Source organism: Ruminococcus sp. AF31-8BH, assembly GCF_003460605.1.
Taxonomy (GTDB): domain Bacteria; phylum Bacillota; class Clostridia; order Lachnospirales; family Lachnospiraceae; genus Blautia_A; species Blautia_A acetigignens.
Genome location: NZ_QTVN01000015.1, coordinates 1 through 13,129, shown reverse-complemented (window position 1 = coordinate 13,129; position 13,129 = coordinate 1). Strand labels below are relative to the sequence as shown.

Below are 13,129 nucleotides of genomic sequence, written 5' to 3'. Positions count from 1 at the left end.
ACGAGGAGAAATTGCTATGAAGACATCAGTAGAAATGCTGGAAAACACTGATCTGTATCAGTTTACGGATGAAGGAAACAGCTGTCAGATACTAGATCCGGCAACGCCAAGACACTGGTATAATTATTTATGGAATGAAGACCGGTATTGTGCCCAGATTTCCCAGACCGGTCATGGCCGGAGCTATTTCCTCAGCGAAAAAGCAGATATGTGCATGATTAATCAAAATGATGCCAGATATGTATATTTAAGAGATGATGAAAGTGGAAGCTGCTGGAACATTGGAAAAGGACCATTAAATGCGGAAGTTGAAAATTACAGCTGTACACACAACATCAGCTACTCAGAAATACGATCAGAAAAAGATGAAATAGAAGGCTCCTGGAGAATTTTTGTTCCCCAAAAGGGACTTTATGAAATGTGGACAGTGACGCTTTGTAATAAGGGAGAACAGGAACGTAATCTCAGTATGTTTTCGGCTGTCAGCTTTTCGCTGGAAGGATTTTCTTATCCAAGATACTACGAAATGTACCGTTGTATGAATACTGGTTTTCAGTCAGAATTAAATGGAATTTACTGTGATTCCGCACATCCGTTTGCCCCACATGAGTATTATCACGGATTTCTGGCTTCTACGGAACCAGTATATGCTTATGATGGAGATTTGACGAAATTCTGTGGCTCGTTATCGACCTTAACAATGCCGGATGCATCTGCATGTGCGTTATTTCAGCGGCCAGATGTAGTGGTACAGGGAAGAGACTGCACGAATTCAGAAGCTGCACTTTTTATCCTTGGAGGAGTGCTTCAGCATAAAATTCAGTTACAGCCAGGTGAGAAAAAAGAAATTCATGTGCTGTTCGGAATCAGCCAGTCATGTGAAAAGGCGATTGAAGTAGTAGAACAGTACGGATCAAACCCGGAAAAAGTACAGCAGGAATTTGAAAAAGCAGCAGCATACAATTATGAAAAAATCAGTTCTCTGTCAATTAAGACACCGGATGAAAAAATAAACCATATTATGAATAACTGGGTGAAAAAGCAGGCTGATTTTTGTATTGTCGGGAAAAAAGGAGTCCGGGATAATCTGCAGATCGCAGTCGGACTTTTGAACTACAGACAGGAAAAAGCAGAAGAAGAGATTATAGAGTGTCTGAGACATCAGTTCCGTGATGGGCATGCGGTACTGACCTGGTATCCTTATGATGATACCCGTTACTCAGATCAGCCATTCTGGATCATCTGGGCAGTATGTGAACTGATCAAAGAAACTGGTAATCTGGCATTGCTGGAAAAAAAGACAGCCTGGCAGGATGGTGGGGAAGCTACAGTGCTGGAGCATGTGAAAGCAGCTGTTGACCGACTGATTGCAGATAAAGGTGAAAACGGTCTGGTTAAAATATTTTTCGCAGACTGGAACGACGCACTGAATGTTACAGATGATGAAGAGGCAGAATCTGTGATGCTTTCCCATCAGTTCTGTCTGGCACTTCGGGAACTGAAAAATCTGATGGAATATGCAGGTGATCATACATATGCACAGTTCCTGGAAGAAGAGTACAAAAAAATGAAATGCAGTATCAATCAGGCGGCATGGAATGGAAACTGGTATGCTAGAGCTTTGAGTAGAAAAGGAGATATAGGTACCAAGGACAGTAAAGGCAGTAAAATCTATTTGAATGCCCAGACCTGGGCTGTGTTGGCAGATGTAGCAGATGATGAAAAGCTGCCAGAACTGCTTCGGTCCGTTGATGAAATGGAGCGGGATTTTGGATTTCCATTGAACGATCCGCCTTACCAGATTTACGATGCCCATGTAGGAAGAATGTCAGGAATGCTTCCCGGATTGTTTGAAAATGGCGGTGTTTATTGTCACGCAACAGGATTTAAGATTCTGATGGATTGTAAGGTGGGAAGAGCATCAAAAGCATTGCAGACATTAAAGAAAATAATGCCTGACAGTGAGAAAAATCCTTCTTCACGTTCCGGTGCTGAACCTTATGTCTTTACCAATTGCTACTCTACACATCCAGGATATTACGGAAAGTCTTATCAGTCCTGGACTACAGGAACATCTGTCTGGTGCCTGATGGGAATATACGAAGGAATCATGGGTGTGAAGAGGGATTATGAAGGCTTAAAAATTGTTCCTTGTTTTCCGGCAGAATGGGAAAATGCAGAGATGACAAGACATTTCAGAGGAGCCGATTATCACATTGTGATTCAAAATCCACAGCATGTGGAGAACGGAAAAGGAAGTCTTTTTGTAGATGGAAAGCCGTGCCTGGAATCTGTATTGCCAGATTTCAGAGATGGAAAGATGCATGAGGTCGAAGTGAAAATTTCACAGCAGTAACCAGTAAGGAGCAATAGAGAGAATGAATCAAAAAAAAGTTGCAGAAAAAATAGTAGAAGAATCTGTGGTACTGCTAAAAAACGAAGATAATCTTCTTCCATTTGTCGGACAGAAAGATGTGGCATTCTTCGGAAGAGCACAGATTGGAATGCTGTATTCCGGAAACGGTTCAGGTGGGGCTCATATTGCCGGCTGTCCTACGATTCTTGACGAGTGTGAAAAAAACAGTATTATTCCGGAAGCTTTATTAAAGGGATTCTACACATATAAGCTGAAAGAGGAAAAGGTTTCTGAAGAGGATACTTTTGACTGGACGAAAGTAAATGAGGCTATGAACTGTGGAATCATGTATGAAATATTTGGAAAGTACCGTGCTCCGCTTAAAGAATATGAAGTGCCAGAGTATCTGCTTCAACAGGCAGCGGAAAAAACAGATACCGCAGTGATCGTTCTGGGAAGAAATTCCGGTGGTGAGGAATGTGACCGGCATTTGACAGAAGACTATTACCTGACAAGGGAAGAAGAAAAACTGGTAGACATAGTATGCAGTCAGTTTACCAAAGTTGTGGTTATATTAAATGTAAATGGTCTGATCGATCTGGCATGGCTGAAAAAGTATGACAGCATCAAAAGTGTATTGTTTCTTGGAATTCCCGGGGAAAGAGGTGCGGTTGCCCTGGGCAGAATTCTTTCTGGAAAAGTGAACCCATCTGGAAAAATGACAGTGACTATTGCAGAAGATTATAACGACTATCCTTCATCTGCACATTTTTCATGGGATAAGGAACATCCGGATCAGATCATGACGTATGAGGATTATGGATTATCCGCAGAGGAAAATGGCAGCAGGGGATTTGAGAAAAGTCCTGTAACGGTTTACTGGGAGAACATTTATGCAGGTTACCGGTATTTTGATACTTTTCAGAAAAATGTGTTATTCCCATTTGGATACGGATTATCATACACGACATTTGAAATTACAGAAACAGGTACCCAAAAGAAAAAAGACGGTATAAAAGTTGTTGTCCGTGTGAAAAATACAGGAGCTGTGCCGGGAAAAGAAGTAGCCCAGGTCTATTGGTCAAAAATGGATCAGGAAGGATGTGAGCATCCGATGCAGGCTCTGGGAGGTTTTGAAAAAACCTCTCAGCTGGCTCCTGGTGAAGAGGAAGTGCTTAGCATTACAATTCCATGGAAAGAACTGGCGGTATATGAAGAAGAGCGAGCCGCATGGGTGCTGGAAAAAGGGGAGTATGCACTGCGTGTGGGAAACTCTTCCAGAAATACGGTCTGTGGAAAATTTATGCAAACAGAACAGGATTATGTTCTGGAGCAATGTGAGAATTGCCTGATGTTAGCATCCTGTAACTGTGGAAAGCTTAAATTTTTAACAAAGGATAAAAAACCTGATGGAACGACGAAAATAGCGGACGTAATAGAGAGAACAGAGAGAGTAGATACAGTTAAAAAAGGAAATCAACAGAAAAAAGCAGCAGAAGTACATAACTGTAAAGTGCAAACAAGAAATTTTTCTGGATTTTCCATAGAAGAACTGGCTGCCCTTTGTGTGGGATACGGACCTGGAATTCCTTTTGCAGCAGCAGGAGATCTGAGTAAACCTTCTACAATTTTAGATGAAAACGGGACACCTCTGACCACGAACAGCCATCCGGTTGGATATGCCGGATATGTTTCTCCTGCGATTGAGGAAAAGGGTATCAAGTCTGTTTTTTATAAAGACGGACCAGCTGGAATCGGAGAGACAGCATGGCCAACGGAAATGCTGATCGCCTGCGCATTTGACAAAAAACTCTGGTATGAATTTGGAAATGCTATAGGGGAAGAATGCGAGAGAAAGCAAGTGGATATATGGCTTGCACCAGCTGTAAACTTACACAGGAATCCTCTTTGCGGAAGAAATTTTGAATATTTTTCAGAAGATCCTTATTTAACTGGAATATGTGCCTGTGAGATAACCAAGGGTGTACAGGAGAATCATCCGGTGCTGGTATGTCCGAAGCATTTTGCAGTAAATGAGCAGGAAACATTCCGCAGGGGAAGCAGCAGAAAAAATTATGATGCAGTAGATTCGATCCTGACAGAGCGCACAGCCCGGGAAATTTATTTAAAGCCCTTTGAGATGCTGGTTCGTGATGCTAAGGTTGCGTGTATTATGACATCTTTTAATAAGATAAATGGTATTTTTGCAGGAGCAAATAAAGATCTGTGCACCCATATTCTTCGTGAAGAATGGGGATTTGAGGGAGCTGTGGTAACCGACTGGGGGGATATGGATATTGTAACAGACGGAGCAGATGCTGTTGCTGCTGGAAACGATATTGTCATGCCAGGAGGCCCTCCTGTAATTGCCCAGATATTAAAGGGGGTACAGGAAAAGCGTGTGACTCGCAGAGAGCTTGAGAATGCAGTCAGCCATCTTCTGGATATGACCAGCAAGGTAACCCCATAATTTGGAATCCTCACGAAAGAAAAAGTGGGAACCGGAAAGGAGGAGATTATTATGAAACAAAATCCGAAGACAATTAAACAGATTCTCAATATTTCTTTTCTTTCTGTATCTATCCCGGCTCTTATCCTGCTTCTTGTGCTGACCTGCTATACTATCAGCAGGCAGATTCATGCGGATCAGTCAGATACGGAAATCCAGCTGTCGCAGGTTACAACTCATATGGAAGAAGTTTTGAAACGATCGGAAACTCAGCTTAATAATCTTGTTGTACCCGGCTCTCCTTTTCATTCGTTCCATTATAGTAACACGCAACTGGAAAAGTACCAGAATGCCTATACAATCTTACAGATCCTGCGTCCGATTCTGACGCAGGATTCCTGCCTTGGAGGATTTTTTCTGTACAGCAAAGAAAAAAGTGATAATTGTTATTATCCTTCCTTCCAGCAACATTATTCCTATGAAGACCAGAAACTGCTCAAGGATTACTTTATGCAGCCGATTCATCTGTCAGAAGAACGCAATCGCTGGATTCCATTTATGCTTTCAGACCGGGTGGTACTGATCCGGATGATCGGGTATGACACTACTATTTGTGCTGTTATGGTGGATCCGTCTCTGGATAATTTCTCATTGTTCGCGGGTATGTCTGATTCGGATATGCATCTTTTTTATGCATCTTTGGAAGGAACACCTTATACCTCAGAATTTGTCACCAGGAAACTGCTATTTCCATATGAAGATAATCCTGTCAGAAAAATAACCCTTGATAAAAAAACATATCAGTTTATCAGTTCACCAGTGGGAGAATATAATCTACAGCTTTGCTGCATTTTTCCATACAAGGGAATCTGGTCACATATGAATTTATTCCAGAAAGTATTGATTTCTTGTATGATCGCATTGCTTTTTTCAATATCCCTGATCGGAATGTATCTGTACAGAAAATTGATTTATCCAATTAATACGCTTATGGAAACTATGCAAAAAGTTGGAAACGGAAACTTATCGCTGCGTGTAAATGACAATTATGATCTGCTGGAACTGCAGCGCTTTGGTCAGACCTTTAATGAAATGTTGACTAAAATCAATGATTTAAAACTGGAAGCATATGAAAAGAAACTGGATTTAAAGCAGGCACAGCTGCAGTATCTTCAGTTGCAGATCCGTCCTCATTTTTATCTCAACTGTCTGAAAAGCCTGTATGGCATGGCAGAAAAGAAACAATACGGCGAGATCCAGGAAAGCATTCTGGCTCTTTCAGAATATTTCCGTTATATCTTTCGAAATAACATTGAACTGGTCAGTCTGGAAGAAGAAATTCACTCTGTATCCAGCTATATTAAATTGCAACAGCTATATTTTTCTTGTTGGCCGGAGCTTGGAATTGATATCTCGGCAGATACAACAGATGTTTTGGTTCCTCCTCTGTCAATTCTTACTTTTGTAGAAAATAGTATCAAGCATTGTCAGGATCGATCTCATATTAAGATACAATTGAAGACTGCTCATGTATCTATAGAGCAGCAGGATTATCTGAATATTACAATTTCAGACAATTGCGGAGGTTTTCCTTTAGAGGCTCTGAATACACTGAACCATCTGGAAGAACATGATTTTTTGTATAAAGACTACAATGTAGGAATTTATAACATATATTATCGCATGAAGATGATTTACGAAAATCAAAGCACTCTGGCATTTTATAACATAGAAAACCAGGGATGTGTGGAACTTCTGATACCTTTTCGGGAAAGGAAGATAGAATCATGAATATTTTATTAGTAGATGATCAGCCAAGTGTACTCTCTTCATTAAAATCAGGTCTGAATTGGAGTGCTCTTTTGGTACATAATGTTTATACGGCGTTAAATGCATCCGAAGCCAGGGAAATTATTCTTTCCCACCCTATTGATATTCTGTTAACAGATATTGAGATGCCAAAGGAAAGTGGATTATCCCTTCTTCGCTGGTGCAGGGAGAATCATTACCAGTTTGAATGTATTTTTCTGACTTCCCATGCTGATTTTTTCTATGCGCAGGAAGCAATTCAATTAGAAAGCTTTGATTATATTCTTCAGCCGGCAAGATATGAAGACATTGAATCTGCTATTAAACGGAGCATAAAAAGAATTCAGGAAAAAGAACAGCAGCAGACCTGGCTGAATTTTGGAAAAGCAGCTTTACCCCAGAAAAATGCTTTGTTGAAAGGTCTTTTAAATGACTGGTTTATGGGAAAGGAAACGGATCTTGACCAGGTGCTTCACTTTCTTCAGGAAATGAAGATTCCGGTTTCAGCTGGTTCAGACGTTTATCTCTTGTGGGTTCAGATACAACAATGGCATTCCTTTCCAGTAGCTTTTGAAGAATGGCGCCAAAGTACAGAAGAAATATTCAGAGATTTTTTCTCTCCGTTTCAACATCAGATATTGTCTTATTTTCCAGATAAAACGTCTATTGGAATACTTATTTACAGCCTGGAAAATAAGTTAATGGATGCAGACGTGTATTATGCTCGGTTAAATATGATCTATTCCAGAATTACCAGGCAATTTTCCTGTTCCTGCGCGTTTTATACACGTCCCTCTTTCCAGGTAAGCGAGTTGTCCAGGACAGCTGCCGCTTTGCAGGAAGAAAGGAAAAATAATATCTGTCAAAGTTCTGGTATCTTTTTTTCTGATTCGGCAAGTGTTCCACAAACTATTACATACTGTGAACCGGAGTTATTGTCGCAATTCGAAATGTATCTTTCTGGCAATCAGGCGGGCAAAGCAGAGCAGGAAGCATTGTTGTATCTTCAATCCTTAAACATAAATAATAAACTGAATCACGATACTCTGGTTGAATTTTGCAAAAATTATTATCACTGCGCTTACAGTGCCGCGCGGAAACTGGAACTTCCGGCACATTCCTTACCGGCTTTTGAAGATGTGGCTGGAATCAGCAGTGCTGTTACACTGGAATCAGCTGCCGCTTATTTGAAAAAAATTACTTCTTTTTTTGTTTCGGCATGTTCAGAAACTGAAACATCCGATAACAGCCTGGCTATAATCGAAAAATATATCCGTGAAAATCTGGACTCTCCTTTACAGTGTGCACAGATTGCAAAAGCTGTCTATCTAAGCCCGGACTATATTTCGAGACTGTTTCACAAAGAAAAAGGAATGCCTTTGAAGGAGTATATTACATTAACCAAAATGAAGGCTGCAAAAAATCTGTTGATTACCACATCTTTGCCTGTCAGTCTGATCGCAGCTAAAGTTGGTTATGACAATTTTTCTCATTTCAGTAAAGTTTATAAAAAGGTTATGGGTACGACACCATCCTCGGAACGGAACGCGTAGAACGGAAAAAGAACAAAAATGTGCGGAAAAAGAACAAAAAATAATCAATAAAAAATAAGTAAACGTAAACAGAACAATACTGGATGCTTCTTTGATAGATTTAAATATGGCAGGGCGATAAAATAAAGAACAGAAAGAGGCAAAAGCATATGAGCACAGACAATGCATGGAAGCCTGCGAACATAAAATCTATTTCTGTGCAGAAGAGAGGAAAAAATGAAAAGAAAAAAGATGATGGCAGCAGTTCTTGCAGCACTAATGACATGCTCTGCATTTACACCGGCAGTAGCAGTAAAAGCAGATGATGATGTTGTAAAACTTAAAATCTGGGTGTTTGGCGAAGGCTCAACAGAAGAGTGCGAAAAAGTATCTGAGGCTCTTAGCGAAATCACCAGAGAGAAAATTGGAGCAGAAGTAGAAATCTATCAGACAATTGATACGGAAAAACTGAATCTTGCAATGACAAGTGGCGAAAAACTTGACCTGGTGTGTGCACATAATCTTGACCGTAGCGGACTGGTATCCTCTGGAATGCTTCTTCCGCTGGATGATCTGTATACAGAATATGCACCAGACGCAGCTGCCATGGTAAAAGAAGAAGATACCAAAGCATTGTATTTCGATGACCAGATGTATTTCCTTCCAAGCAATGGAGACAAAGCAAGAGCTTCAGGTGTCATGATGAGAAAAGATATTCTGGATGAGTTGGGAATCAATGCAGATGATATCAAAGGAATGGACGATTTTCATGATGTACTTGTAAAAGTAAAAGAGAATTATCCGGATTTATATCCGCTTGTTCCATCATGGGTTGGTGGCGGAATGCAGAAAACCTTCCACATTGATGATATTTATAATGGACTAGTTGTACTTGAAAATGGATTTGATCCAAGTGATACCACTATCACAAGCCAGTATGAGACACAGGAATGGAAGGATTTCTGTAATTATATGTACCAGTGGAACCAGGAAGGACTTCTGATGCCAGATGCTGCTACTTCCACAGATAACAGTCCGATGAGCACAGTTGGATTTGCTGATTATGAAAACCTGATTCCTGGTAAAGAAGCAGATTTCTCAAAAGGCAATGGACATGAATTTGTTTCAGCCCAGTTTGTAGAGCCTCTTAAAGATACAGAGCGTAATAAAGGTATCTGGTGTATTCCTGCAGGCTGTGAATATCCGGAAAAAGCAATGGAATTGTGGAACCTGCTTTATTCCGATAAGGAAGTAGCTACAATGGCTGCATATGGTATTGAAGGCGTTAATTATGAATGGGTAGAAGAAGGATCTGTTGTAAAGATTCCGGATGGTGTGAAAGACACTTATACTACATATGAGTGGGCATGGCCGAACTTAAATATTCTTCCAGTATTCGAAGGAAAAGATCCAGCTGTCCGTCAGGAACTTGAAGAGTTCAATGATAGTGCAGCACGTGCAACTTCTCTTGGTTTTGTTCTGGATACTTCTACAATTATGAACGAAATTACTGCATGTAATAACGTAAAGCAGAAGTATGAAACTCCTTTACAGTGGGGCGCATTAGATCCTGAAGAAGCAATTCCGGAATTCATTGAAGAACTGGAAGCTGCTGGTCTTAGAACCATTCATGAAGAGGCACAGAGACAGCTGGATGAATATCTGGCAAAACAGAAATAAGTAAAGGGAATAAAAAGGACAGGCCGGTTTCGTCCTGTCCTTTTTAAATGCACTTAGCAGTGCATGTGTTTGAATAGAAAAACGAGGAGGTTTGTTCATGAAAAGTAAAATGAGAAAAATCAGACGCTATTGGCCTTTGTATCTGATGATGCTTCCGGCTTGCATATATATTTTTATTAATAATTATGTGCCGCTGCCTGGCGTGTCACTGGCATTTCGTCAGTATAATTTCCAGAAAGGAATTTATGGAAGCCCATTTATCGGACTGAAAAACTTCAAATTTCTTTTTGCCAGCAAAGACGCATGGATCATTATGAGAAATACAATTGGCTATAATCTTATTTTTATTGTCTTAGGAACTGTGTGTGCAATTGCGGTAGCAATCCTTCTTTGCGAAATAAGATCAAAGATTTCGAAAAAAATATATCAGACCTGTATTCTGATTCCGTATCTGGTTTCGATGGTAATTATCAGTTATCTGGTATTTGCATTCCTCAGTGAAGGAAACGGCTATATTAATACACAGATTCTTGCAAAATTGGGAATGAACAAAATTTCCTGGTACAATGAGCCGAAATACTGGCCTGTGATACTGGTAATCGTTAATTTATGGAAAAATATCGGGTACAACAGTATTATGTACTATGCAATGATTATTGCAATTGATAAGACTTACTATGAAGCAGCAAGAGTTGACGGGGCAGGAAGATGGCAGCAGATCCTACATATCACTTTGCCTGCGATTAAACCGACGATTGTAATTCTGACACTGATGAGTGTGGGAAGAATCATGTATTCTGACTTTGGTCTGTTTTACCAGATTCCGATGAATTCCGGAACACTTCTTGATGTGACAAATACAATTGATACTTATGTATATCGTGGTTTGATGCAGACAAATAACATTGGAATGTCTGCAGCAGCAGGAGTATATCAATCTGTAGTCGGATTTATACTTGTTATTACAGCGAATCTGATCGTAAAGAAAGTCGATCCGGAAAGCGCGTTGTTTTAAAAGGAGGCACCTATGTATAAAAACGAAAAAATATTCCAGTTTTTTGCCAATTTAATTCTTGCATTGCTGACAATATGCTGTGTGGCTCCGTTTCTTTTGATGATTTCCGCGTCATTCAGTTCTGAATCGGCACTGTCAGTATATGGTTATACTTTTTGGCCGAAAGAGTTTGATCTTTCTGCATACAAATATTTATTTTCCAGCACTGGTGCACTGTTAAAAGCATACAGCGTTTCTATTGGTGTTACGGTTGTGGGAACGGTTCTTAATCTGATCATGACAATTTTGATGTCATATCCGTTATCCAGAAAAGATCTTCCGGGCAGAAATATATTTGCTTTTTATCTCTTTTTCACAATGCTGTTTAATGGTGGTCTGATTCCCTCCTATATTATGTGGACAAGAAATTTCCATATTCAGAACACAATATGGGCATTGCTGATTCCCAATCTTTTACTGAATGCTTACAATGTAATTATGATGAGAACATATTTTACATCCAGTATCCCTATGGAAATTATCGAAGCTGCAAAAATCGATGGGGCGCGTGAAGGGACAATTCTTGTGAAATGTGTACTTCCTATGGCGAAACCAATTATTGCAACTGTTGCACTTCTGGTTGGTCTCGGATATTGGAATGACTGGATGAATGGTCTGTATTATCTGTCAGACGACAGCCTTTACAGCATTCAGGTATTGTTAACAAAGATTATGAGAAATATTGATATGATCAAACAGACTTCCGCGTCTGGTGTCAGCGTAATGGCACAGATTCCTTCTACATCAGTGCGTATGGCAATTGCATTTCTGGGAGTTTTGCCAATTCTGATTGCATATCCGTTTTTCCAGAAATTCCTGGTAAAAGGAATTACGGTTGGTGCTGTGAAGGGGTGAGATCATTATAGTTTCCCAAATAGAAACTATGATGACAAAAATAGAATTGCAAAAAATATTTTAAATAGTGTTAAAATAATATCATTGACAAGATGCATGAAAAGAAGCAGTGAAGTACTTTGTAAACATGCTCTAATGTCGAAGAAAAAAAGAAATTCAAAAGAGTGAAAACCATGCGTGTAAAATCAATACAGAACATTGACGGCTTTTTCAGAGCACTTGAGAAATGCCATGGAAGAGTGGAACTGATTACAGACGTGAAAGACGTGTTAAATCTTGCCTCCAAGCTGACACAGTATATTGGGCTTACCAGAGTATTCAGCAACCCGGACATAGAATCCTATGAGATCGTATGCTATGATGCAGAGGATTATGCTTTGTTGAAGGAATTCCTGGTTCCGGTTAAATAAAAGTGTTGGAGCCTGTTTGAAAAATTACATACGATTCAAAGTTAAAGGAAAGGCTGCGTTGTATAAAGAAGTTTCGTTTTACGAAGGAAATCTTTATACAATGCAGTTCTATTATGGTCTGTTTAGAGTTTGGTTTTCTTCCATATATCAATGCCCTCCAATCGTATGTTTTTATAATATAATAGCCGGTTGCTTTTCCAGCTGTCTCCGAATTATACGTTATTGGAAGGAAAGTATCAACGCAAAATTGCGCGGAAACATAAAGCGTCTATTAACTGCACAAATTTCTGGATTGTTTTTATAAAAAATATATCGTATGATACAACTAGAAGTTCAAAAATGTATACAGAAGGAGCAAAATAATATGGAGAATGTTTTTCACAGGGTGCGTATCAGAAAATATGAGGATAAGGCAGTAGAGAAAGAAAAAATCATACAGATATTGAAGGCGGGAATGCAGGCACTGAGTGCATGTAATCAGCAGCCATGGGAATTTTATGTAGTGACAGACAAAGAGAAAATACAGGAATTGTCAAAGGCAACCCCATATTCCGGATGTGCAGCAGAAGCCCCGGTTGTCATTGTACCGGTGTATCGCACGAAAGGTCTGGTTGTACAGGATATGGCTCAGATTGATATGGCTATTGCCCAGGAAAATATCTGGCTGGAAACGGATGCACTGGGACTTGGCGGTGTGTGGATTGGGATTGCACCGATGCAGGACAGAATGAACCTGGTTCATGAAATACTGAATCTTCCGAAAAATCTGGAAGTATTTTCTCTGTTTGCACTGGGGTATCCGGCAGAAATACGAGAACAGCAGAATCGTTTTGATGAAACAAGGATTCATTTTGTTGAATAACTTTGAACAGTCTTGTTTTTGGTATAGTAGGGACTAACTACAGATATTTCCCCTTGACAACCAGGCATATATCCTGACTTTTGCAGCTAAATGGATATAAAACACCCGTCAAACCCAGTAAA

At 39.8% G+C, this 13,129-nt stretch carries 9 protein-coding genes; all 9 read left to right on the top strand.

The features are described 5' to 3' along the window. Positions 1-16: 16 nt before the first annotated feature. Positions 17-2,356 carry a cellobiose phosphorylase gene (locus DWZ38_RS16600; protein WP_117854235.1) on the top strand — a complete coding sequence of 780 codons (2,340 nt, stop codon included), beginning with the start codon at positions 17-19 and terminating at the stop codon, positions 2,354-2,356. Between the two features lie 22 nt (positions 2,357-2,378). Then, positions 2,379-4,826: a glycoside hydrolase family 3 protein gene (locus DWZ38_RS16595; RefSeq protein WP_117854234.1), complete on the top strand. Its 2,448-nt coding sequence runs from the start codon at positions 2,379-2,381 to the stop codon at positions 4,824-4,826. A gap of 51 nt (positions 4,827-4,877) precedes the next feature. After that, positions 4,878-6,596, top strand: a complete 1,719-nt coding sequence (locus DWZ38_RS16590; RefSeq protein ID WP_117854233.1) for a histidine kinase — start codon at positions 4,878-4,880, stop codon at positions 6,594-6,596. Next, complete coding sequence (locus DWZ38_RS16585) at positions 6,593-8,167, top strand: helix-turn-helix domain-containing protein (RefSeq protein ID WP_173767633.1); 1,575 nt, start codon at positions 6,593-6,595, stop codon at positions 8,165-8,167. The genes DWZ38_RS16590 and DWZ38_RS16585 overlap by 4 nt, the downstream gene beginning before the upstream one ends. 216 nt (positions 8,168-8,383) lie before the next feature. Continuing rightward, the gene (locus DWZ38_RS16580; protein ID WP_117854231.1) at positions 8,384-9,826 is read left to right on the top strand and encodes an ABC transporter substrate-binding protein; all 1,443 of its coding nucleotides are present in this window, start codon (positions 8,384-8,386) and stop codon (positions 9,824-9,826) included. A gap of 97 nt (positions 9,827-9,923) precedes the next feature. Then, complete coding sequence (locus DWZ38_RS16575) at positions 9,924-10,841, top strand: ABC transporter permease subunit (protein WP_117854230.1); 918 nt, start codon at positions 9,924-9,926, stop codon at positions 10,839-10,841. Positions 10,842-10,853: 12 nt separating this feature from the next. After that, positions 10,854-11,735, top strand: coding sequence for a carbohydrate ABC transporter permease (locus DWZ38_RS16570; RefSeq protein ID WP_117854229.1), 882 nt, complete (start codon positions 10,854-10,856; stop codon positions 11,733-11,735). A 173-nt stretch (positions 11,736-11,908) separates the two neighbouring features. Then, the gene (locus DWZ38_RS16565; RefSeq protein ID WP_117854228.1) at positions 11,909-12,145 is read left to right on the top strand and encodes a polya polymerase; all 237 of its coding nucleotides are present in this window, start codon (positions 11,909-11,911) and stop codon (positions 12,143-12,145) included. A gap of 364 nt (positions 12,146-12,509) precedes the next feature. After that, the gene (locus DWZ38_RS16560) at positions 12,510-13,007 is read left to right on the top strand and encodes a nitroreductase family protein (RefSeq protein WP_117854227.1); all 498 of its coding nucleotides are present in this window, start codon (positions 12,510-12,512) and stop codon (positions 13,005-13,007) included. Positions 13,008-13,129 lie beyond the last annotated feature (122 nt).